Origin of the sequence: Pseudoalteromonas haloplanktis ATCC 14393 (assembly GCF_000238355.1) — a bacterium.
Classification (GTDB): Bacteria; Pseudomonadota; Gammaproteobacteria; order Enterobacterales; family Alteromonadaceae; genus Pseudoalteromonas; species Pseudoalteromonas haloplanktis.
In genome coordinates this window covers 60759-86045 of sequence record NZ_AHCA01000007.1, presented here as the reverse complement: position 1 = coordinate 86045, position 25287 = coordinate 60759, and the positions used below count along the sequence as shown (strand labels likewise).

Sequence of the window (25287 nt, the reverse complement as noted above, 5' to 3'; positions counted from 1 at the left end):
GTGGTTGGAGGAAGAATGAAGTTACTGTATTGGTTAGATGAGTGGTTAACGCTTTCTCACGATGAACAACAAACCAGATTACCAATGTCTGGGGGCGACCTACTTGGCGATGTATTTGTTAAATACCACTTTATTGATATTAATAAGCCTTTATTATTCACTTTCTCCCCTGCGGGTACTAATTACCAAGAGCACGATCTTAATGATGAATTTAGCCCTTGGGGATTTCAGCTAGCGCAAAAACAACAGGTTAACGTAATTGCATTTCAGCACTTAGGAATAAGCAATTGGTTTAGACACCGTAATTTACTGTTTTTTCTCGAACAACTAGCTCCTTTGATCACACCATTTAACGAGCGGTTAGGCTATGGTTTAAGTCGAGGTGGCTTTGCAGTAGGTGCCTTCGCTAATTTGCTAAAGCTAGATAAGGTACTATTATTTCATCCTGTTAGTACAAAAAATAAAGCGCTTGCTCCTTGGGATGACCGCTCAAGTACCGATATTGCGCAACAATTCGACTGGGAGCAAGATTACCACGATCTCGATTTAGGTAACGCTAAAGGCCATATCATTTATGATCCCACCAATCGTATTGACCGCATGCACGCTAAGCGTTATTCGCAGCTGACTCATTTACGCGTATTTGGTATGGGTCATGGTACTCATGCAACTTACCTGAGTAAATTTGGTTTTTACAAACAAGTCGCCGTTGATTTTATTCGTGATCAACAGATCGACATTGCTCAATTTAGATTACAAACCAAAACCCTACGCTTTAAAGAGGATTATTATAAACGACTCAATAGAGCCAATAAGAGCTCTCCACATCGCCTAGATTTACTTAGTAAAGCACACAATATACTCATTGATGAAAAGCACGCTCACGTACAAGAACATCAAGCAAATATTGATATTCAACCCTTGATTGATGTGGCACTTAAACACCAAGAGCAACATCCAAAAGATGCGATACAGCTACTTGAAGTTGCTCAGCAACTTGCCCCTGATGATCCGTTAGTAGAACATAAACTAAAGCAATTAAAGTAAAGCTAGCAGTACAAAATAAAAAGCCGATTTTGTTATAGTAATCGGCTTTAAATTTATCTATACCAATCGTGTTAAGTTACTGACCATTTATAGCGCAGTTAACGCTTTATTTAGCTCGCTAGAATGGTTAAATATTTAAGTCGATTGGTATTAACCTTTCACTTTTTTCTTAGTATGTTTATTTTTATGGCCATGCTTAGGCACGATAGCAAAATACATTAGCAGCGCGAGCCACGAAAAGAAAATAATACCGATTAACCAACCATTTTTTTCATGGCCTTTAGTGCGCTTACTATTGAGCACAATCACTACAGGTAAAATATAAGCACTCAAAATTAAAATTAAAAACGCAATTTCACTCATTACTTAGCTAATCTCCGCCAATCAACCTCATTGCTCAATACGCGATCGACAGCGATATAATGTAAAATATCACCACTGTTAACAGGGTAATTAAGCGGCGGGTTTAAATCCATATTTTGAGCACTGAGGTTATGTGCAACGCCAAGTAAAATAGCGTCGTGGTCGTGTTTAAAGTGGTGAAATAATTTACCAAACTCCATTTCTGCCAAATCAGCGGGGATCACTAAGCTAAACTGAGTATCGCCATGTAGGGTTGAAAGCAACTCCTCTTGCACCCGACTTGAACCAGGATCTTGCATTGAGCGCACCAATATCTCTGCTGATTTGGCGCTTGAGCATTCTACATTACGGCAATGTTCGAGCAGCATTTCGACTTTGCTTTCATCGTTAAAGTGAGCACTAATATGGCACTCATCTTTAACTAACTTGCTGATCCGCAGCGCAGTGGTAAATGTTTGATCATCATCTTGACCATCAATAATAATTTTATCTGCTTGCTTTATAGCCACACGTTCAAGTTGTTCACAGTCGGTAAAACTTGATAAACGCACAAAATCAACATGCGCGTTAGTTAAAAATGGGTGCTCCATTTGCTCTGTTACTGCCAACAAAATACGCCTATCAGTACGCTTTTGATCAGCCAAAATATAATCAATCATTTTCTTGGTACGAGTTTGATGCCAGCCAAAAATAATAATGTGATTGTTGAAATGCGAAAAACTTTTATCACCAGTCATAGCGCGCCTAATTAAATAAGTAACTGTTTGCCCTGTTTTACCTAACAGAACACCAAATAAAGCTAAACCAAATGGGATTTGCAGTATGGCTACTATCCACCGCCCTAAATCGGTACTAGCACTAAAGTCACCGTAGCCTACCGTTGAGGTAGTTACTATATAGTAGTAAACGAAGGTACTAACGGGGCTTAATGCGGTTTCACCAGCCAAACCTAAAAGTAACCAAATCAAAAGCATGTGTAGCAATGTTGCAATTGCAACGGCCTGCCAGCTGACCTGATCAATATGGCTTCTGACCAGTAAAAATAATCGTTTAAATATAAAAGGCATACCACCACTTAATTGTTCCAACTTATCTACTCGCTAAGTTACTGCAATGCGATATTGATGACAATGTTTAGAGATTATTTTCTAGGCTGCTTTTTTAATGCAGAACAGTGTAAGCTATACTGAAATCATTAATTAGATAGTCGGGTGTGTTATGTCAGGTGTATTAGCTACTGTTGATCAACGAACTCAACTCGTTGGCGAAAATCGCTTAGAGTTATTGCTATTTTATTTGCACAGCCGACACCTATTTGCCCTTAACGTATTTAAGGTAAAAGAGGTCGTTAAACTACCTCACTTAAATATTATTCCTCACGCCCACCCAAAAATATCAGGCGTTGCTAACATTCGTGGCGAATCAATTCCGGTGATTGATTTACGTCAGGCGATTTGTATGCCAGCGGCACGCCACATCGAAGACAGTAATTTAGTGATCACTGAATATAACCGCACGGTACAAGGTTTTCTAATCGGTAAAGTGGATCAAATCATTAATATGACTTGGTCTGATATTATGCCCCCGCCAACTTCTGTCGGTAAAAACCATTACCTTACAGCACTGACCAAAATTCAGCGTGAAGGCCAAGAACAATTGGTCGAAATTATAGATGTAGAAAAAGTACTGGCTGAAATTATTGAATACGAAGTACAAATATCTGATGAAATATTGGATAAAAGTATTGTCAGTGAGTTTGTTGGACGAAAAATTCTCCACGCCGATGACTCACCTACAGCACGCAAACAAGTCAGTGATACACTGACTCAGCTAGGTATTGAGATCATCCCTGCCAGCAATGGCCTTGAAGCCCTGAATATGTTAAAAGCGTGGGCTGATAAAGGTATGGATGTAGAAAAAGAATTACTTATGGTGATCACCGATGCTGAAATGCCCGCAATGGATGGTTACCGTCTTACGTATGAGATCCGCAACGATAATCGCTTAAAGAACCTACATGTGGTGCTTAACACTTCCCTCAGCGGTAGCTTTAACCAAGCCATGGTCGAAAAGGTGGGCTGTAATGCGTTTTTATCTAAATTCCAGCCAGACTTGCTGGTTGAAGAAGTACAAGCACGTTTAAAAACAGTACTCGAGCAACAAAAATAGCGCGCTCATTTGCCAATTACCTGCTTGCGTCATTAATTGGCATGACACACATAATAAAAAATACATCACTTTTATTTTTAAGGACGACTCACTTAATTTAAATAGCGTAATTGCATTGCTTTTATTTTCTGCGACTTTACTGCATCAAACACCGTACAATTTACTTAATAGCTTGCAGCAAGCAGTCTCCAGCGGTGCTGGGAGATTATTATCCAGTTCCCGTTTTATGCCGGGATCATGGCGATTATGGTTGATACCGGCTTAGCACAACAAAAATAAACATAAAACTCATAAAGTTATTTACATAGATGACATCTATAGAAGTCAGCAAAGGCTAACTCGATAAAATTTTCATCGGTAAGCTTAAAATTGCATTTTCAGAGTCGGCAAAATGCATCATCACCGCGACGTGCCCTGCAACCACGAGTGCATACATTACCGCTGAAAAGCCTTGGCCGTATTTGTCCAGTGGTAACAAATGCGAATAATGACGGCCGCGCCATTCAAAGGCAATTTCCAATGCGCCAATAAATAAGAAAAACACTAATAGCATTAAACCAAAGGTGTAGCTAAGCCATAAACCAAATAATACACCTAAGATACATATGCTTAATCCAATCCAAGAGCGCATTGAAAAGCTGATGCTCTTTAGGACATGACCACCGTCGAGCGGTAAGATGGGCAATAAGTTAAATAAGTTAAGTAATGCGCTGAGCACCGCAACGCCTGCGAAGATTTCCATCTCGGTGGCGTAATAAAGCACAACTCCCAGTACAGAGGTGATCAAACCAAACGCGGGCCCCATTAAAGATATCACTACATCTTGCCAGCGAGTGGTAATTTTATCGTCGCTCACCGCAAGGCCGCCAACGAACGGGATCAAATAAATGCCTTTGGTTTTAATACCAAAATATTGCATCGCTCTAACATGGCCATATTCGTGGATCACTAAACAGGCAATCAGCATCAAGGCGAATTCAAAGGTGAACAACCACGCATAACCGGCCACAGAGGCACCAGCCAACGCCACTTTAACTACTTTGGCACTTTTAAAAATCTTAAAACCTAAAGCAAATAATCCGAGTAACCCTTGCTTTGGTTTGGTTTTTTCAATTGGCGGTAAGGTGAGTTGTTGCACAAACTGATGATTAATATAAAGCGATAGTTTTTGTTCAACAACAGCGCTGGTGTCTAGGCCAATCACTTGATCGTCTAGCTTAAATTCAAAATAGTTTTCTCTGGGGTTATCAAAGCCAATCGCTTGTTGTTGCTGAAAAATTTTTATTATTTGTCGCCCAGCAAGCACTAAACTAAATTGTTGATCGGCGAGGGTCAGCTGTATTTGCATGATATTACTTTAAACCTTAAAAATTATACCGTTAGTATACCTATTTTTTTAACGAGATTATGGAATAAATTTTCAGTTATAAAGCTGACATTTTACGGTTTACCTACTACTTTTAAGCTACCAATATGTTTTATTTCAGGGAATAGAAATGACAAAAACAGCACGTAGCATTCTCGTTGTTGATGATTCAAAAGCGATTTTGGTCGTTATGCAAGCTATTTTAAATGAGCTTGATGTACCTCATGTGACCACCTGCTTAGACGCGCAAGATGCGCTCAATAAGGTAAATGAACAACCACTCTTTTTTGATGCCATCTTTACTGATCTTAATATGCCAGATATGGATGGTATGGAACTTATTCGCCATCTTGGAGAAATCCAATTTCCTGGCGCCGTTGTTATTATTTCAGAAATGAATTCGAAGATAATTGATTTAGCCGCTGACTTAGCACGTAAAAACAACGTGCACTTAATTGGCAATATTGCCAAACCAGTACAGCTTAACCAAGTTTATACTTTGCTGAAGAAATTAGAATACTTAACCTGTCACACTGAAAAAACCAACGAACCGATTTCTGAAGCGCAACTATTACATGCAATCAGCCATAATGAAATCACCCCGTTTTATCAACCAAAAGTAAACCGTGCTAATAATAAGGTTGATAGCGTTGAAGTATTAGCTCGAATTGTGACAGCCGAACAGGGTGCACTTGTTTTACCCGAGCGATTTATTTGTGTTGCTGAAGATTTAGATTTGATTAACCTGATCACCTTTCAATTATTTGAAAAAGCCACAGGGGATTTTTCAGAAATAAAGGCTCGTTTAGGCTATAAACTTAAGCTCGCTTTTAACTTATCGCCATACCAATTAGAAGATTTAAGCTGCCCTGATAAATTGGCACTCATTTTACAACTCAATCAACTGACCCCAAGCGAAATTATTCTAGAGATCACCGAACAACATGCGTTATCCAGTTCTGCACAATTAGAAACATTAAACCGCTTACGAATGCGCGGTTTTGGTATTTCGCTAGATGATTTTGGCACCGGCTTTACCAATATACAGCAGCTAAAAACGTTGCCATTTACTGAAGTGAAAATAGACCGCACTTTGATAAGTAATATTGAAAGCGATCTATTTTCGCAAGTGATAGTTGGTAGTTTAGTAAATATTGCCATTCAAGATGACTTAAAGATTGTAGCCGAAGGCATTGAGCGTGTTGAAGAATTAGAATACTTAGATCGCTTTAAAGAGCATATCGTCATGCAGGGGTTTTTGATCAGTCGTCCAAAGGGAAAAACTGAATTTATTCGCTGGGCGCAGTCATGGCTACACATGGTTTCATTAAATAGTAATAGCCGACGTTAGCGCTGATTTTTAGACGCGTTTTTTTCGGCACTAAACAATGTATTACTATTTGCTAAGCGTTGTCGCCAACGTTGTTTTGCAACGGCTTGCATATTAGCTGATTGATCATGCTCATCAACAATTTCAAAGCCCATTAATGCTTCAATCATATCCTCAAGAGTAACAATCCCCTGTACATCGCCATATTCATCTATCACTAAACATATGTGCGTGCGTTCAGCTAACAAAGTATGCAATAGCGTAGGTACATATAAGGTCTCTGGCACAGTGTAAATAGGCTTTATTAATTTACTGATCTTATAATCTTTACCGAGTCGGTGAAACGCCAGCATAATATCGTTTTTATGCACAAAGCCAATAATATCATCGCCGTTTTTATCGTACACCAAGACTCGAGAAAATGCTGCCGAACCATGCTCTGCTAAATATTGATCAACCGTTAGGTCTTTGTGTACTTTGAATAATACTGTGCGCGGGGTAAGTAAAGAATCTAATTTAGCATGACGAAAATGCAATAAGCTGCGGATGATTTCAGACTCTTCCTGATGCAGCGCTCCTGATTGCGATCCCATATCAGCCATAGCTTCAATTTCTTGACGAATATAATAAGCCTCGCTGTGGTTGCGACCCAAAACACTCGTGAGTTTTTCAGCAAACCAAACAAAGGGTTTAAGCGCTATAACCAAATAGCGTAATGCTTTAGTTACTATAGGCGCCAGTGCCCGCCAATGCTTTGCCCCTAGCGTTTTAGGGATAATTTCCGATAATACCAGTACCAGCAAGGTCATGATGGCTGAGGCAATTCCCACAGCTGCATCTGAAAATACCACCGCAGCTTGTGCACCTACACCGGCCGCCCCGGCAGTATGGGCAATGGTATTTAAAGTTAAAATAGCCGCTAATGGTTGATCAATATTCGTTTTTAAGTGCTCAAACTGCTTTGCTAGTTTAGGCTTATTCTTACGCAGTAGCGCCACATAACTTGGCGTAATACTCAACAGCACAGCTTCCATAATAGAGCATAAAAAAGAAATAGTGATCGCTACGACCATGTAAACGATTAGTAATGTCACTGTGACCTCTTAGCCATTTTATTGTCGACGGTTTACACCTTACCAACTGTCATCGATAACCTCAAACCTTAGCTAAAAACAAAAACCACGGCATCTATCGCAGAGCACTTTTTGGCATAACTGAGCCATGCTATATTCTCTAAAATTCCCTACATTAGGCTCAACCATGAATTATAACTCAACATGGCGCGGTAAAGCCCCTCGCCTAACCACCGCACTGGCAATATTAACTTTAAGCACTGCGGCATTTGCTGCACCCATAAATAAAACCGATATTAAGTTTATAGGCCCAATTGCCGCTGATATGCAGCTAAAGCCATACCAAACTGAGCACCAAGATGCGATTATTAACAGCCTTTTACCTAGCATTCAACAACCAACAACAAGCATCACGGTATTTGGCGAAAAATTAAAATGGCAAAACTTAGATAAAGTAAATGCGTTAACTCTAGGCGGCTTACAAGCACTAAAATTTTCTACGCATGCAGAGCGTTTTAACCAAGGCACGCTTACATTAAAAGGGATCGAAAAAGCCCAGCTGTTCATCAATGGTGAAAAGCAGACCGCTAAAAACGAAAAGTATGAGTTAGCTTTACCACAAGGCGATCACCAAATAGTGATTATTGCTGAGCAAGTTGCAAATTGGCACGATGTTGAGGTTGATTTCAGCCCAAACACTGACATTGATACATTAACCTTTAGCACTACAGAACAACATGGCTTATCTGCCAAACAATTGTTTGATGCCACCACAGTCAGCGCATTATCATTAGCACCCGATGCTAAACAGTACCTAATTACCAAGCGCCATTATCAAGACAGCACGGGTAATAAAGCAAACCTAGTCACAGAACTAAAAAATGACGACCAACAAACGATTTACCGTTTTGAATCAGGTCAGCCTAGCAACATTATTTGGAGTCCTGATAACAATTATTTAGTGTATTTATTAGATGGTAAATTAACCCAACTAAACCGTAAAACACTCTCCCTTAAAGTGATAGCCAACAACCTAGATGGCGCAAACAGTTTTGCTTATTACGATAACAACAGCTTAATCTTTAGCTGGTCAAAGTCTCCGACAGCAAATAACAGCCTAACCAAACATTACCAAGGTCTACAAGATCGTTGGTCATATGCTCGCACAACCTCACAAGCTTATTTATTAGATATCAACACCGGCCTGAGTAAAGCACTAAGCCAAGGGCCGCTTAGCCACAGCATTGAAGACTTTAATAGTCAACGCGGTACTGTGTTACTCAGTCGCGGTACTGCAGCAATGCAAGCTGCTACACACCCAACAACGGAGCTCATTGAGCTGAATATCGCCAACGCTAGTACCACAGAGCTTGGTCAGTTTGCGACCTTTAACCAAGCAAAATACACTGGCGATGACATTTATGTCACGGCAGGACCTGACTTTAAAGAGGGTTTAGGCAGAAACTTACCCGACAACATGCTTGCTAACAACTACGATGGCCAGCTGTATTTGTTAACTAATAATGGTCAAAAAGCAACGCCGTTAAGCCGTGAGTTTGATCCCGCCATTGGCCAACTTGAAGTGCTTGCAAATGGTGATGCCATCATGAAAGTAACTGAACAAGATAGCATCGCTTTGTATCTATACGATAAAAGCAAGCAGCGCTTTAGCAAGCTAAACACTGGATTTGATGTGGTTGAGCAATTTAGTTATTCAAGTAATCGTAGCCCTCAGGTATTAGTCAGTGGCTCGAATGCATCATCACCACAACAATTAAAACAGCTGAGTATTAGCAAAAACAAAGCGACCACTGTCTGGGATTCGCAACCACAAGCATATGCAAATACCGATATAGCTGACTTAGAGGAATTTAATTTTACCAATACAGCCGGTATTGAAATTAAAGGCCGCGTTTACTTACCAAGCAACCTTGATAAGAACAAACAATACCCAGCATTAGTATACTATTATGGCGGCACTTCACCTGTGACTCGCGGTTTTACTGGCCGCTATCCATTTAATTTATGGGCCGAACACGGCTATGTGGTTTATGTTGTACAACCCACGGGCGCAACAGGGTTTGGTCAGCAGTTTTCTGCTAAGCACGTTAATGCATGGGGGCAATATACTGCTGACGATATTATGCAAGGCACGCAAGCACTGCTAAAACAGTATCCATTCATCGATAAGCAACGCCTAGGTAATTTAGGCGCATCTTACGGTGGTTTTATGACCATGTTACTAGCGACTAAAACCGATATGTTTAGTGCCTCTATCGCACACGCAGGTATTTCTAATATCACCTCATATTGGGGGCAAGGTTGGTGGGGTTATTTATATTCAGGCGAAGCGTCTAAAAACAGCTACCCTTGGAATAACAGCACGCTATACAGCCAACACAGTCCTGTTTTCCATGCAGATAAAGTAACAACACCACTATTACTGTTGCATGGCGATGCTGACACTAATGTGCCCGTGGGAGAAAGTCATAATATGTATACTGCGCTGAAACTACTTGGCAAGGATGTTGAGCTAATTGAATATAAAGGAGCTGACCATCAAATTTTTGCTCGTGATCAGCGCTTTAATTGGTGGGATACAATGCTGGCATATTTTGATAAGCACTTAAAACAACAGCCACAGTGGTGGCAGTACTTATACCCTGAAAAATAATTCTCCACTCAACAACAGGTAAACGAGCTAAGTTTACCTGTTGATATTAATCAAACAATCGCCTAAATAGTGCATAAATACTAAAATCGCTCTTCTCACCTTTTGTAAATGAGTGATAACATAGAGGCATCATTAAAGGTAATTAAGATACTATGACTGTTCATGTTTTATTGGTTGAAGATGACGAGCTATTAGTTAAACGCATAGTCAATCATTTTACACAGACTGAATTTTCTATTGAGAACGATGCAACAGGCGCAGACGCCCTAGCGATTGTACAATCGCGCGCTAATAGTCATAACGCCATATCGCTAGCAATTATCGACATTGTATTACCTAAACGAGATGGCCTACATCTAGCAAAAGAACTCAATACTCTCACCGATATTGGTGTGATCATGCTTTCAAGCCGAGACTCTCAAGCAGACCGCATCGCGGGGCTTGCCCAAGGCGCTGATGATTATATTTGCAAGCCCGTTGATCTATTAGAATTAGAATTACGCATGCGAGCGCTTTATAAACGCTTAAAGGGCAACAATGATAATGATGAAAGCGAAGAGTTTATTGAATACGCAGACTTTAAACTGCATCCCGATAACCGTACTTTAGTCACCGCTAACGGCATTGAATCAAGACTCACAGAAGCCGAACATAAGGTGCTTATTTGCTTGATCAGTAACGCCGGTAAAGCCACCTCTCGTGAAAAAATATCAGAAGAAATTGGTCAACCTGACTGGAGTCCTAATGATCGTACCGTTGATGTACTAATTGGTCGCCTGCGCAAAAAACTTAATGATGAAAAAGACCAAAAACGTATTGTTACCGTGCGTGGCAAGGGCTATATGTTGTCGATTTAATACTGTGTGAGTTGGCTTATTAACCGCTCAAAGGCACGGTAATTAAGCGCTTCTTTAAGCTCTGCTAGTGTTATATTTTCTTGCCCTTTTAAATCACTTATCGTCCGCGCCACTTTAATCACCCGATGATAAGAGCGTGGCGAGAGCGACAACTTCTCACTGGCTTTGGCTAAAAACTGCAATTCAGCGGCTGCCAGTACACAATACACACTCATTTCTTTATTATTCAGTCGGGCATTCACTTTCCCCTGACGTGTTAATTGAATATTATAGGCTGCTTCTACTCGGGCACGCACTGCAGCGCTTGTTTCTTCAGCTTGTGTACTTTGCAGTTGCGTACTGTTTAACCTTGGTAGTTCTATTTGTAAATCAATGCGATCAATAAAGGGCCCTGATACCCGTGATAAATAACGCATAACTTGATCAGGTGTCGCGCGTTTATCATTATGGCAGCCAGTAGGGCTGGGGTTAAGTGCAGCAATAAGTTGAAACTGCGCAGGGAACTCCATTTGCCGCGCCGCTCTTGATATAGTTACCGTGCCGGTTTCCATTGGCTCACGAAGTGAATCTAGCACCTTACGCTCAAACTCTGGTAATTCATCAAGAAACAATACCCCATTGTGCGCCAAAGATATTTCACCCGGTTTTGGGTTCGAGGAGCCGCCCACTAACGCGACCGCAGAGCAAGTGTGATGGGGATTACGAAACGGCCGCTTACGCCAATTTGTTAAGTCAACACTTTGTCCTATGATTGAATACAAAGCAGCGGTAGCAAGTGCCTCATCATCGGACATGCCCGGCATAATGGTCGGCATACGCTGTGCAAGCATTGACTTCCCCGTGCCTGGCGGCCCTAAAAAAAGCAAGTTATGACCACCAGCAGCGGCAATTTCTAACACTCTTTTCGCGCCAGGTTGCCCTTTTACATCACTAAGATCAATTAAAAACTCCACACCGCTATGCTGTTGTTCAGGATAACGAATATTAAGAGGTAAAGGCTGCTGATTGAGCAAATCACTCCACACTTCTTGAATAGAAGAAATGGCTTTACGCTGCACACCATGAACCAAGCTTGCTAAGCTGTCATTTACCAAGGGTAAAAAACAACAACGCTCCTGCGCTTTGGCAGCCAAAACAGAAGGCAGTATCGCATTCACGCCACGTACTTCGCCATTAAGAGCAAGCTCGCCGTAAAATTCATAACGCTCAATATCAGTGCAAACAATTTGTCCTGACGCCACTAAAATACCAATAGCAATGGCTAAGTCAAAGCGGCCACCCTCTTTGGGCAAATCCGCGGGCGCTAAATTAACGGTGATACGTTGATCAGGAAAGCCAAACTTAGAGTTTTCAAGGGCGCTGCGAACCCGATCTTTGGCTTCTTTTACTGACGCTTCAGGCAGGCCAACAATATGAAATGCCGGTAAGCCATTCCCTAAGTGTACTTCTACGATTACTTCAGGTGCTTGAATGCCCACTTGGGCACGTGAAAAAATCCGAGCTAATGACATCCTTTGTCCCTGTAAAGTTATATTATTTACAGTCTAGTCAGGATATTTGAAAACATGTAGTGTTAGATGCCATTTCATTGCCGCCAAGCGTAACAATAAAGTCGTTAACATAGCTAATACCATGGCCATTTCTGTTGCTACGTTAAAGGTAATACCTTGGGTATAAACGATACCACCTGCAATACAAGTAATTGCATATAGCTCACCTTTTAATAGCATAGGAATATTGCCAGCAAGGACATCACGGGTAACGCCACCAAAGCAACCTGTGATAACCCCCATAATAATAGCCGTTGTTGCAGGCATACCTGCAAGCAGCGCTTTCTGCGCCCCCATAACAGAAAAGAAGGCTAAACCAAACGCATCTGCAACCTGTAAATGATACAGTGGAATTGACTTTTGTTTATTTATCAAACGTGTGGTAACAAATACAGAAACAAAAATAGCAATAAAATAGCTCTGATCGTGTAACCAAAATACTGGAACATCCAAAATTAAATCTCGGATTGTGCCACCACCTATCGCAGTAACCGTTGCCAATACAAAGACACCAAAACCGTCCATTTTTTTATCATAGGCAATGAGAGTACCTGACATTGCAAATACCGCGATGCCAATTAAATCAAACCAATGGTAAAGTTCTGTCATATTTGTAACTAAAAGTTGAGAATATTAACGTTGTATCATAAACCTCAACAACTTTTAAGAATTAGTCACTTTTTTCTATCAACTCAATAAATTGTACACTTCTAGACATAACGTTATCTGCCAGCGTAACATTTGAAAAAAACGACGCCTGTTCAATTGAGCGACTTGGGTCAGCCACCAGCTGATTGTAATCTTTTTCAAGTTCAATCCATAAGCTGCGCTGCTGTGCATTTAAAGAGGCTTTGCGTTGCTTAACTTTATCGGCTTCATTAAATGCTTCTTGTGCTTTGAAAAATGCATCTTCGGCAGCAGGTTGCTCCTCAGAGCTTGAAAATACACTATTACTTAGCTCAGTAAGATCTTGCTGCATTGAATCTACAGTCTCGCAACCACTGAGTAAGATGAAGGATAAGGTTAAAAATAAGAACTTCATTACATCACTCCTTATTTAAATAGCATCAGTTATAACGAGGTAATTAACACCAAGGTCATCGAACCCTGGTGTTAATTTATTTACTATTACTAAGGTTGTTTGATCATTTCTCCCATCACACTAATGTGTAATTCTGGGTCTTCTTGATCAGGGTGATTAGCTGGTGCTTCGAAGCCAAATGCTGATACCACAAAGCCATCTGCAATCATCGCTTCTGGCGAAATCAACACGCCATAGGCTGAATCACCTTCCAGTTCAAGTGGGCTATACAACTTAAGGTGCCCAAGCTCTAAAGACCATTCAACATTACGGATTTCGCCGTTAATTTCAAAGCGAGCTGTCTTGTCACTTTTCACTTCGATTAACAGCTCCACCGTGCCGCTGCCATCTTCAGTGATATAGCGTAAGATATGCTGGCCAAGAACATCCGCTTCAGTAAAGCTAATCGGCTCAATAATATTAGTGACTCGCTGCATCACACCGAAGTCATCGCCATCATGCCAAATCAGTTGATTTCCTTGAGCTTTGACAACAAAGTATGGGTCATAATATTCAGGTTCATCCAATTCATTGATATACGTTTCAACAGTAACACTTAAAACGTCAGGGTCACCGCTTGGATCGCCTTGCACTGTATAAGTCCCTACAGCAATGCCTTTTTCATACTCACTTGTATTTTCAAACTCAAAGAAGTAACCATCACTTTTTAGTACCGATAAGAAGAAATCATTGTTAGCAATAGAGCCTTCATAGTAGCCACCTACATGTGGTTGAGCGGGGTCATAAACACGCGTCATTTCATAACTGAACCGTTCATACCCCTCATCACCTTCAACACATTTACTACCACTATAACTGTCAGCACATTCATCCACAGTCAGCAGGAGCGTATCACCATCGCTTTGGGCACTCGCATAGATGACATTGCGAATATTATCTGTCCCTGGAGAGACAACATCACTGCTTAAGCCCCACGAACCATTGGTGTCTTCAATCACATTTACGGTTAATTGGCCTGTTGTTTCATCCCAGATAAAATCACCCACTTCATAACCAGAAAATGCATCGTCAACATTATCACCATCATTCGTTTGTATATGAACCCATTTACCATCTAAGAAAACAATGATTGCAGTTGGTTCATGCGCTAATTGCCACGCGCCATCCAGTGGATGAGCCGGTGTTGGGCGAACAGCAACTACTTGTTGTTGCGCTTTGGCAGCATCAAAATACCAACGTTGCTTATCTGACTCTGTACAGGTTGCTGTATTTTCATAAATACAAACAGTTAAGTAATCACGATCAAAGTCACTGATTTCAGCTTTCATCGTACCAAAGAGTATTTTTCCTGCCGCTAAGGTATAGCTATTTTCAGTAGTCATGCCTTGATACTGCTGAGTTAGCGTGTACTCATTTTTATCAAGCTCTTCGTTATACGTTGTCGCAATGGTAACTGATTCTACCGCTTGCTCTTTTGGCGTATAAAGTGTGATGTAATTAACATTGGTTGGGTAACCATTCTCATCAAATCCTGAATTATTCTCTAACCAATAAGGGGCAAATTTATTAACGCCATAATCAACTGATACCGAAAATTCACGAATATGTGACGAGTAATCTTCCACTCTCTCACTACCATCATAATTAAAGAAACGGTATTTACGGTAGCTGTAGTAATGGCCATTATGCTTCGCTAGTAGTTGCTGTGAAAACTCACTATAAACTGGACAGCTATTATCCGGACGATCACAGATAGGTTGGACACCCGAATCAGTAAAATAATTATTACGAATGAATTTACCTTCGCTATCGACTAACCAAGAGCGGTAGTCTTGGTCAAGATTAAAGTTCATTAAGCCATCTTCATACACATCATAATGAAGATCTGTTTGCGGCACGTTATAACCTTGGTAAATAGTCCATTTACCTAATAATTCTGAACGTTCAAATGTTAAAGAGTTATCTTTAATCATTAATCCGGAGGCAGTACGCGTTGCACTTTCATCTTTAGCATTCAACGATGCAACAAACTGATAGCCTGCAACAACATCTTTAACCAACCAAAATGCATAATTAAAACTAAGCTCTTCAGCTTCGCTGCTTACTTGTAGCTGATTACCAACAATAGTCCAAGTGATTGCAACTGGGGTTTTATCATTATCAACCAATGTACCTGTACCACCACTTTGCAAGTTCAGTGCAACGGCCTCACTAAAACCATCAAGCCGAGAAATACGATCTACATACCAAGTCCCAACCAGTTGCTGTTCATTTACTGATAAGGTTTTTTCTTTCGCGATTAAAGTTAGGTTACTAGTGTACTCGTTTGTATTTACCACCTCAGCAGATGACTCTGCTATTGTCAGGTATTGTTCATAGAACTCCACTGTGCGATTAGCTTCGTTCTCTAACAAAACGGTCATACTCATTGCAACTAGGTAGTTACACTGCTCTTGTTGAGTGCCACTGTCGTCTGAAACAAAGCTGCATGACTCTTTCACCGGCTCAGCGAGTGAAATTGCAATATCGCCATCTTGTTGCTGCCAAGTAAACGATGTATCGATATTATAGGTACTATAATAACCAGAGCCATCGCTATTAAAATTAACTTGTGAAGAACTATAGTTATAATACTTAGGCGTTAACATTACATACTGGCCGCTGATCCCACCAATACTATTATCTACTAGCTCACCATCTTCTTTTATTGCCTCTTTTATTGTCGCAATTAATGTCGGATCTTGGTTATTTACTGTATTAACAAAGTTTTCAATATCATCTGCATTGCTAATTAAATCAAATGTCGACTCCACTCCTTCCGGTAGCGCATATTCGTCATTATCAACAATTATTTTGATCAGTGCTGCTAATAGCAGTTTTTCATCAGCATCAACTGCTAATAATGCTTTATCGAGTGTTTGCTCATCAATTACTTCACCATTATCACGGCTAAGTAGTGCAAATTCGGCTGTACTAACATTGGTTATATTAACGCCGAAATTTTCATCTTTCGTCAGTTTTCCATCTTCTCCAGCTTGCGATAGTAAAGTGGCCACCGAGCGCAATTGTGAAATGAATTCAACTTCAGGATTAATCGCGTTATTACCCAACGCAACCAACTTCACTAACTTATCAGCATCAGAGTCATCAACTGTGATTTCAATGCTATATTTACCGCTTTGATCCGCATCGATTGTAAATTCTTCATCACCAACCATCACCACAATATTGGGGGAGTCAATCGGCCCATCCGTCACGATACCGGTAATAGTTACTGTTAAAACCTTACGCTTGATATTGATAGAGACTGTTGCCGTTGCTGTTGCTCCTTTGTCATCTGTGACCACCACTTCAAGGACTAACTGTTGGTCATCTTCAATATCTGGAGCAGTAAAACTCACTTGCTTCTCATTGGCTCCTGATAGCGTTACTTGCGGACCAGAAACATATTTCCAAGCATAGCTTGCGATACTACCATCACTGTCTGTGGCGGAAGCCGTAACTGTAATATCATTACCTTCAGTTACCTCTGTATCGCTCGTTATACTCACTGTGGGTTTATTGTTATCAACTGGCTGGGGGGTTGGAGCTGGTGAATCATCACTTCCACCACCTCCACATCCTGCAAGATGAAGAGAACTAACGAGTAGTGTCGCTGCTCCCAGCGCTTTAATTCTACTTTGTGAGTACATAGTATTTTCCTTTATTTAATCACCAAGCAAATGCGTGTAATCAATGTTTGATTGCCACGCTGGCATGTTTAGATCTGCGTTTTCATTTCAGCGATAGCAATAAGACATCACGAAAATACAAAGAGGAAAATAGTGGCGGTTAGCAATTATAAACATCCATGTACAACGGTCTTTCTAGGTGCTTAATTTGTTCATATGCCTTAATGAAATGAGCTAATTAAATAGCGTAGAATAATTTAATAAAATAAAGGTGCTCATATGCGACTAAAATGAGCGAGCTACCGACAAAACATTAACTATCAAGATCTTAAAATTAAATTAAGTAATAAAAAACACAATTACTCCTGTTTTGAGTGAGTGCTTTTCATTAATTAAGTGACCTGTTGTTGCAGGTAATGAATACTGCACAAAACAAGAAAGCTGATGGGCTATATAGATGGGTGTGACTATAGCTTGTACAAGAAAATGGCAAAGGCCGGGCCTACTCTCCAACCTCTGCCGAAGGAGAAATTTCATCTGCACGCAGTGTTTCAAGCTGTGCTAATGAATATCATAGAGCAGACTCAATAAAAATCCGCTCTCTATTACGACTAAAATGTTCTCTATAGCGACAAATCATTAAAATTCAATCAATTAGAACACTGAAATTCTTTTGCAGTCATATTGTATTTAGCTTTAAAAGTCTTTGAAAAGTGAGATCGGGAGGTAAAACCAACTTTTTCAATAACTAAGTTTATTTGCTGACCCGTGCGAATTAACTCCGCCGCTTTGGTTAGTCGATAATCACGGATGTATTCTGTGGGAGATACATTAACGAGCACTTTTAATTTTCGCTGCAATTGTCGTTCACTTAAAGCGAGCTGTTTTGCACACATAGGCACAGTTAACTCGGGACGATGGTAGTTTTCCGCTAAAAACGTATCAATATTAATTAACAGCTGGGAATCTTTTGGATCTATCATCGCGGTTGTCGCGTCTAGCTGCGAATGAGAACTGTGCGTTGTTCTTTGCTGATGATATTTGGCAACCCAATCAACCCAGTTATCAACTTTCACTAATAACTCAGCACGCTCAAATGGTTTCGTTATTACATCCATTGCATAATGGTTTAAACCTTTTAATTTACTATCGTGATCCCCTTTAGCTGTTAAAATAATTGCTGGGATATGACAGGTTACATGCGATCGGTGTAACTCTTGTAAAAGACTAAAACCATCCATTTCAGGCATCATTAAATCGGTAATAATTAGGTCAGGCACGTATTCAAGTAATAAATCCATCGCCACCTTACCATTTTCAGCAGTCAATACTTTGTATTTAATACTGAGTTCACTATGCAAGTAATGACGAAGATCATCGTTATCTTCAACCACCAATATGGTCGCCGTTTTATTACTGTTTGGGTTACTTGTAACTGGGGTAACATGCTGTAGCAACGCAGTTGTTCGCTTTGGTAATGGCGTAACTAAATCGAGCAATACCGTAAATTCAGTGCCTTTTAATAGCGTACTACTTAGTGTGATTTTGCCTTTATATTTATCAACAAGACGCTTTACTATTGATAAGCCTACGCCACTGCCTTCAATGTTTGAGTGACCGCTGGCACGATAGAACAAGTCATAAACTTTATCTCTTTCAACCTCTGCAATGCCGCGTCCGGTATCACGAACTGTAATTTTTACCTGCTGTGTTTGTCGTAAGACAATAAACTCGATCTCTCCTTGAGTTGTATATTTAAACGCATTACTTAATAGGTTACTAAAGATCGTAATCAAACCTTCGCGGCTGGCATTTACATACAGGCCATCGTCTATTTGGTAATCAAACTGCAATTGCTGCTCACCCAACACATTAAATTGAGCTGCAACTTCACGAGCGATTGCCGAAAGAGAAATATATTTGATCTCTTCAGCGCTACTTTCATCAAAACGTGTGAGGGTTAACAGCTTATCGACTAGGTTTTCCAACCGCTTCGCGTTTCGTAGTGCTAAATTTAGATTGTGTCTTTTTTTCTCATTACTTTCGTTAGCAAGCAGCGCTTGCAACGGCGCGACTAATAAGCTCAGTGGGGTCCTTAACTCATGTGAGGCATGAGTGAAAAAGCGTACTTTATTTTCTAATGTATCACTAAGTGCGCTTGCCTGCTGCTCGATAAGTGTTTTTTGCTGGGCTATTTCTTGAGTGCGCAGCGCCACAAACTCTTCCAATTCCGCTTTTTGATGCCTTAACCGACGCGTCCATAAAACAATACATAGCCAAATAGCAGCAATACCAACAAAAAAGTAGCCAATATAGAATACCCAAGAGCGCCACCAAGGGGTAAGTACATTAAAATTGATGAATACCGGAGCTAAGGCTTGCACACCCGTTTTAGAAAATGCTTCAACGATTAACTGATACTGCCCAGGAGGTAGGTTTGTGTAATCAATTTTTAAGTTGCTGCCCTGTGCGGTACGCCATTGCTGCTCGAAACCGGTTAAACGGTAACGATATTGGTTTTTGTCGGGTTCTAAGTAATGTAGGTAGTTAATCGTTAATGATACCCGCTGCACATCAGCAGCAATCTCTAACTGGCGGCTTTTCTCAATTTCATAATGCATCCCCAGCGCACTATCATACCTATTAACCAATACGTTATCGTCAAAACTTAGCGCTGTTAGCGCAAGCTTTGCGCTTCCCTGATTTTGCGTATGCTCCCCAGGCTGAAACACGGTCACCCCCTGTGTGCCACCAAAGAAAATCTGCCCAGTCTTACTTTTTAAATAAGCCCCCGCGTTAAATTCATTGCCCTGCAAACCATCTTTAGCTTGAAAATGAGTTATTTGATAGCTTTGACTGTCAATTTTAACTAAACCGTTATTTGTACTTAGCCACACATTATGCTGCTTGCCACTAAGTAAGCCGTAGACAACCTGATTAGGCAACCCTTGCTCAAGGCCTATATGAATAATTTTTTCAGAGTCTGCGCTAAGAATATTAATGCCATCTGAGGTCGCCAACCACATATCATTATTGTCACGCCGTAAAAATGCACGCACTGTGTTATGACTCAATCCCATGCCATTTTCTTGCTTGGTATAATTGGTTAGTTGGTTACTCATAAAATCATAGCGGTAAGCTCCTTTACCATCAGTGGCAAGCCATAATTGCTGATCGTTATCTTGGTAAATACTGGTAACCCGTGGAGCCGTTATTATTAGGTTTGAATCACCTTGCTTAACTGCATAACTGATAAATTGTTGGGTCGTGCTATCAAAGCGAAATAAACCACCTCCATTAGTTCCTACCCATACATCATTATGTTTATCTACTAACAAACAATAAATACTATTTTCAGTCAAACCATGCTCGCCAATGCCTGCTTTATAAGAGATCAGTTGGCCTTGTTTAGTGATCACATCGATACCATCAGCCCACGTACCAATCCATGTATTGCCCTGCTGATCTTGCGTAATAGCTTTAATGGCATTACTTGATAACGCCAAAGGTTGTGAATCTTTATCTAAATGTTTTATGCGATTAAATTGGCGATCCAGTATATCAATGCCACCTCCCCAGCTTCCGTACCAAATGCGTTGTTGCGGGTCTTCATACAAGGCCCATGCATCATTGCTGGTGAGTGGATTAGGCTTTTTCAATTTATTAAAATTAAGGGTGGTTGGATCAAGCTTACTAATGCCATTGGCTGTACCAAACCACATAATGCCAGTTTGGTCCTGAAACACGCTATACACCCTATTGTGTGCAAGACTATAACGATCAAATGGATCGTGCTCTAAACGGCTAAACTGTTTGCTTTGTCGATCATAGATACTGACTCCAGCACCACGAGTTGCCAACCAAACGCGTCCTTGCTGGTCAAATGCAATATCGCGTACTTGATCGCTTGATAGCGAGTTGGCATTGTTGGGATCATGTCGCCAATTTTGATAACTGTTTTTGACTAAATCGATTTCATACACGCCACCACCTTGCGTAGCCAACCAAATATGTGAATCACTACTTTGTTTAATGGCAAAAATACTAGGATGAATTGGCACGTCACCAAACACCTTAAGTAAATAATCTGCTACAAAGTTATTTTCTTTTAGATCAAAATGATGCAGGCCATTACCATGTGTGCCAATCCAAATTATGTCTTTCACTATAGTGAGTGCATACACCGGCTTTAGTAATTCATTCGCAATGAGCTCAACTTCAGCGGTATTTTGGTTAAGCCGATATACCATGCCGTCAAAAGTACCAACTATCAGCCAGTTTTTATAATTAAGTAGCGCCGTAATACGTTTGTTTTCGAGTTGAGGGGAAGCAAACTGATAACTGAATAGGTTTAAATGATTCACCCCACCATGCCGAGTACCTATAAACAGTTGATTTTGGCTATCTAATAGCAAAGGGTAAATGTAATTATTAGAAAGTGAGTTGTTACTTTTCGCCGATGTTTTAAACACCTCAAACTGATTACCATCAAAACGATTTAAACCATCTTGAGTAGCAAACCACATAAACCCTTGTTGATCTTGCTGAATGTTGAATACTACACTTTGCGAAAGCCCTTCTTCGATGCCGTAATGTTGAAAGGCTGCCAAGGTATTTTCACATCGTACAAAACAGAAAATGCAAGCTAACACCAACAACCGACTTAGCATATTTTTCTCTACCCTTTATTTCAAACTTCAGCATAAAGAATAAGGATAGACGAAACTAAAAATTAACACACGTAATTAATAGTATGTACCGATAGAATTTTAACGAAGCAATTGATTAGCTCTTCGTAACTGCCTGTAGCGGGCAATTAAGGTTAAGCCCCTAAGCAACATAAAGCAGCTCATTGCTAACCACAAGCCATGATTTTGCCAATCACTAAATAGCCAAAACACGCCAAAAAAACCGACTAACGCTGAAAATACCATTGTATTACGCATATCTTTTGCACGCGTTAAACCAACAAAAATACCATCAAACAAAAAGCAACTCATTGCTGCAAGCGGCATAAAAATCAACCATGGTAGGTAGCTATTTGCCGCTTCAATAACTTTCGGTATATCGGTTAATAAAGTAATTATCTGCGAGCCTAACAAAGCAAAAAACACGCAGTACGCAAAGGCAAAAAGCGTCCCCCAAAATACACTAATTTTTACCCATAAGTGAACGCGTCGCGCACTCCCTTGGCCTTTTGCTTGCCCCACTTTTGCCTCACTAGCATAAGCGATGCCATCTAAAGCAAAACTGACTAACATTAAAAAGTTTAGCAATACCGCATTCACTGCCAAGGTTATCTCGCCAATACGGGCCCCATAGAAAGTCATAAAGCTAAAGCAAAGCTGCAAAATTAAGGAGCGAATGAAAATATCACGATTCAAACTTAACAGGGCCCATATTTGCTGTGCGCTAAACCAGCCACCAATAAGCAAGGGAACCGCCATTTTTCTTGCTAATTTAAACACTAAAAATAACGCAAAGATAAAGGCTATATAATCAGCAATCACTGACGCCCATGCAGCGCCAGCCACTTGCCAATCTAAAAACACCACAAAATAAATGTCTAATACAATATTGGTAAGGTTGGTGACGAGTAATAAGTAAAAAGGCCCTTTGCCATAATGAACCCCCAGCATCCACGCTAATAACACTAAATTACAAAGTGCTGCAGGGGCACTGAAAATGCGAATTTCAAAATAACGATAGGCTTGTACAAGTACCTCATCACTGGAGCCAGAAAGGTAGGCTATGGCATGTTTGATCAGCCCAGATAAAGCAATTAATATAAACGCAACCATGAGCGCTAAAAGTAAGCTGCGCTTCAATAACCCTGCTAATTGGCGGTAGTCTTTTTTTCCGTAAGCTTGTGCAACTAACCCCGTAGTGCTCATACGTAAAAAGCCAGCAAGCCAAAATAATAACGAAATTACAGTGGCGCCTAGCGCAATGCCAGCCAAAAAATGCGCGCTGCCAAGGTGGCCAATTACAGCAGTATCAACTAATCCTAACAGTGGCACGGTTATATTTGATAGTATCATTGGACCGGCTAACAACAGCAAGCTTTTATGGTGTGCTTTATGACGTTTAAGAAACTTTTTCACAGTGTATTATCAATCCTATTCTGGCTATCTTTACCTGCTCACAGCGCAGTTATTTTACAGTACCATCATGTCAGTGAAACCTTACCGGCGGTCACAAGTGTTAGTGCAGAAACCTTCACTGAACACCTGAATTATTTAAAAGACCATGATTTTAATGTCATCCCATTGAATGATTTACTGACAAGCTTACAACAAGGCCAAAGTTTACCAGATAAAACTGTCGCAATTACCTTTGATGATGGTTACAACAACAATTACGAACAAGCCGCGCCGATATTAGAGAAATTTAAATACCCTTACACCATTTTTGTTAATCCAAAATTGATTGATGAAGGTGAAGCTTATGTGATGGGTTGGGATAAACTCAGAGAGCTTGCCAAAAAAGGGGCACTGATCAGCAATCATAGTGCACAACATGATTACCTACACCATAAACTAGCCAATGAAACAACCCAGCAATGGCAAGCACGTATCAAACAGGATATTTTGTCATCACAACAACGTATAAAAGAAGAAATTGGTCATGATTATAAATACTTAGCGTATCCTTATGGTGAATTTAATAACCAATTACAAAGTTTAGTAAAGGAGCTGGGATTTATTGGTATTGGTCAACACTCAGGCGCCGTTAATAAAGAGTCTGATTTTAGCCGCTTACCTCGCTTCCCAGCATCTGGCTTTTATAGCAAACTTGACACTTTAATCACTAAACTTAACTCTCGCGCATTTTCAATCCAAAAACTCAGTTATCTAGATAGTGTAACGAATGAAAACCCACCGCAAATTAGCATCCAATTTAATATGGACGATTTTCATAAAAGTCAGTTAGCGTGTTATGTATCAGGAGTCGGTCAAGCAAAATTAATATGGTCGGCTGCAGATATCGTGGTAATAAATTCACCAAAACCGCTTGCTCAAGGTCGCTCTCGATTTAACTGTACAGCACCATCAATTAGTCACAAGGGTAGTTACTATTGGTTTTCTCAACCCTGGGTGATCGTCGATTAATGCTTAATTGCTTGACTCAATAACTGCTGAGCAACCCTATCAAGTGAAACAACATCTATAGCCGCGCCCAATTCAATCGCGGCTTTAGGCATTCCCCATACCACAGACGATAGCTCATCTTGCGCTACGGTATATGCGCCATGCTGTTTTAATGCTAGTAAGCCTTTCGCACCATCGTTCCCCATACCAGTCAATAAAGCCGCAATTGTATTTTTGGGACACACCTCAACCAGAGAATTAAATAATACATCAACCGCTGGGCGGTGGCGATTGACCGGATCGCTCTGATCAAGTTGGCAGTATAAACTGCTCCCTCGTTGTACCACACTCAAATGCTGATCCCCTGGTGCAATATATGCCCAGCCAGCGGCCAACTTATCACCATGCTGCGCTTCTTTCACATTAATAGCGCAAGTTCGGTCCATTCGCTGCGCAAACGAACTGCTAAACACTGGTGGGATATGCTGAGTGATCACTATTGGCGGGCAGTTTTCCGGCATTCGTATTAATACTTCTTTGATAGCTTCAGTGCCGCCTGTTGATGCCCCAATTGCCACCACTTTTTTCAGGCTAAACTGGCTGTTATGTAATGTTTCTATTGGCTTAACTTCATTAAGCTTAAAAGCTCGTACTCGGGCTACAGCGGCTGTACGTACCTTTTGTTGCACTACTTTTGCATACTGGGTAAATTGCTTAGAAGCATTGACTGTTGGCTTCGCAATAAAATCAACCGCCCCTAACTCCAAAGCTTCCAAAGTGATAGGAGAACCTTTTTGCGTCAGTGTTGAGATCATTACCACTGGCATCGGTCTCAGTCGCATTAAGTTTTTCAAAAAACTAATGCCATCCATTTTTGGCATTTCAATATCTAAGGTGAGTACATCAGGATTAAGCTGCTTAATCATTGTTCGTGCTTGATAAGGATCTTCTGCGCTGCCTACAACTTCAAGGTCATCAGCCTGCTGCAAAATTTCAGTTAATACCCGTCGTATCAATGGCGAGTCATCAATTACTAGCACCTTGACCATACTAA

General features: G+C 40.6%; 17 protein-coding genes and 1 pseudogene. 7 read left to right on the top strand and 11 right to left on the bottom strand.

Features of this window, described 5'->3' with window-relative positions; translation table 11 throughout:
* Positions 1 to 15: 15 nt before the first annotated feature.
* Positions 16 to 1047 (top strand): hypothetical protein, encoded by a 1032-nt coding sequence (locus PHAL_RS0113955; protein ID WP_016709044.1) that lies wholly within the window; start codon positions 16 to 18, stop codon positions 1045 to 1047.
* A gap of 150 nt (positions 1048 to 1197) precedes the next feature.
* On the opposite strand, the gene PHAL_RS0113950 is transcribed toward PHAL_RS0113955, so the two are convergent.
* Positions 1198 to 1410 carry a hypothetical protein gene (locus PHAL_RS0113950; RefSeq protein WP_016709043.1) on the bottom strand — a complete coding sequence of 71 codons (213 nt, stop codon included), beginning with the start codon at positions 1408 to 1410 and terminating at the stop codon, positions 1198 to 1200.
* Complete coding sequence (locus tag PHAL_RS0113945; RefSeq protein WP_029216167.1) at positions 1410 to 2477, bottom strand: potassium channel family protein; 1068 nt, start codon at positions 2475 to 2477, stop codon at positions 1410 to 1412. The genes PHAL_RS0113950 and PHAL_RS0113945 overlap by 1 nt, the downstream gene beginning before the upstream one ends.
* A gap of 151 nt (positions 2478 to 2628) precedes the next feature.
* Between PHAL_RS0113945 and PHAL_RS0113940 the strand changes: the two genes are divergently transcribed.
* On the top strand, positions 2629 to 3579 hold the full coding sequence (locus tag PHAL_RS0113940) for a chemotaxis protein CheV (RefSeq protein ID WP_016709041.1): 951 nt from the start codon (positions 2629 to 2631) through the stop codon (positions 3577 to 3579).
* Positions 3580 to 3667: 88 nt separating this feature from the next.
* Positions 3668 to 3852: pseudogene (locus tag PHAL_RS24595) on the top strand (TIGR00366 family protein); the annotation flags it as partial.
* A 61-nt stretch (positions 3853 to 3913) separates the two neighbouring features.
* On the opposite strand, the gene PHAL_RS0113935 reads toward PHAL_RS24595, so the two are convergent.
* Positions 3914 to 4930: a metalloprotease gene (locus PHAL_RS0113935; RefSeq protein WP_029216166.1), complete on the bottom strand. Its 1017-nt coding sequence runs from the start codon at positions 4928 to 4930 to the stop codon at positions 3914 to 3916.
* Between the two features lie 145 nt (positions 4931 to 5075).
* Here PHAL_RS0113935 and PHAL_RS0113930 point away from each other — a divergent pair, with 145 nt between their 5' ends.
* Positions 5076 to 6296 carry an EAL domain-containing response regulator gene (locus PHAL_RS0113930; protein ID WP_016709039.1) on the top strand — a complete coding sequence of 407 codons (1221 nt, stop codon included), beginning with the start codon at positions 5076 to 5078 and terminating at the stop codon, positions 6294 to 6296.
* Here PHAL_RS0113930 and PHAL_RS0113925 read toward each other — a convergent pair.
* Complete coding sequence (locus tag PHAL_RS0113925) at positions 6293 to 7369, bottom strand: hemolysin family protein (protein WP_016709038.1); 1077 nt, start codon at positions 7367 to 7369, stop codon at positions 6293 to 6295. The genes PHAL_RS0113930 and PHAL_RS0113925 overlap by 4 nt on opposite strands.
* A gap of 166 nt (positions 7370 to 7535) precedes the next feature.
* On the opposite strand from PHAL_RS0113925, the gene PHAL_RS0113920 reads away from it, so the two are divergent.
* Positions 7536 to 10022: an alpha/beta hydrolase family protein gene (locus PHAL_RS0113920; protein WP_016709037.1), complete on the top strand. Its 2487-nt coding sequence runs from the start codon at positions 7536 to 7538 to the stop codon at positions 10020 to 10022.
* 152 nt (positions 10023 to 10174) lie between these two features.
* On the top strand, positions 10175 to 10879 hold the full coding sequence (locus PHAL_RS0113915; RefSeq protein ID WP_016709036.1) for a response regulator transcription factor: 705 nt from the start codon (positions 10175 to 10177) through the stop codon (positions 10877 to 10879).
* Here the strand turns inward: PHAL_RS0113915 and PHAL_RS0113910 are convergent.
* The 6 genes from PHAL_RS0113910 to PHAL_RS0113880 form a co-directional block, all read right to left on the bottom strand.
* A complete protein-coding gene (locus tag PHAL_RS0113910) occupies positions 10876 to 12390 on the bottom strand; it encodes a YifB family Mg chelatase-like AAA ATPase (protein WP_016709035.1) in 1515 nt (504 codons plus the stop codon). The two genes, PHAL_RS0113915 and PHAL_RS0113910, sit on opposite strands and share 4 nt — an antisense overlap.
* Before the next feature lie 33 nt (positions 12391 to 12423).
* The gene (locus PHAL_RS0113905; protein WP_016709034.1) at positions 12424 to 13038 is read right to left on the bottom strand and encodes a trimeric intracellular cation channel family protein; all 615 of its coding nucleotides are present in this window, start codon (positions 13036 to 13038) and stop codon (positions 12424 to 12426) included.
* Between the two features lie 61 nt (positions 13039 to 13099).
* Entirely contained in the window at positions 13100 to 13471 is a 372-nt protein-coding gene (locus PHAL_RS0113900; protein WP_016709033.1) for a hypothetical protein, read from the bottom strand.
* 89 nt (positions 13472 to 13560) lie between these two features.
* A complete protein-coding gene (locus PHAL_RS0113895; protein ID WP_016709032.1) occupies positions 13561 to 17163 on the bottom strand; it encodes a PKD domain-containing protein in 3603 nt (1200 codons plus the stop codon).
* Between the two features lie 629 nt (positions 17164 to 17792).
* Positions 17793 to 21752 carry a hybrid sensor histidine kinase/response regulator transcription factor gene (locus tag PHAL_RS0113885; RefSeq protein ID WP_158217508.1) on the bottom strand — a complete coding sequence of 1320 codons (3960 nt, stop codon included), beginning with the start codon at positions 21750 to 21752 and terminating at the stop codon, positions 17793 to 17795.
* Positions 21753 to 21911: 159 nt separating this feature from the next.
* Entirely contained in the window at positions 21912 to 23183 is a 1272-nt protein-coding gene (locus PHAL_RS0113880; RefSeq protein WP_029216165.1) for an MATE family efflux transporter, read from the bottom strand.
* Between the two features lie 39 nt (positions 23184 to 23222).
* Between PHAL_RS0113880 and PHAL_RS0113875 the strand changes: the two genes are divergently transcribed.
* Positions 23223 to 24254, top strand: coding sequence for a polysaccharide deacetylase family protein (locus PHAL_RS0113875; protein WP_016709028.1), 1032 nt, complete (start codon positions 23223 to 23225; stop codon positions 24252 to 24254).
* Here PHAL_RS0113875 and PHAL_RS0113870 read toward each other — a convergent pair.
* Positions 24251 to 25282, bottom strand: coding sequence for a protein-glutamate methylesterase/protein-glutamine glutaminase (locus PHAL_RS0113870; protein WP_016709027.1), 1032 nt, complete (start codon positions 25280 to 25282; stop codon positions 24251 to 24253). The genes PHAL_RS0113875 and PHAL_RS0113870 overlap by 4 nt on opposite strands.
* Between the last annotated feature and the right edge of the window lie 5 nt (positions 25283 to 25287).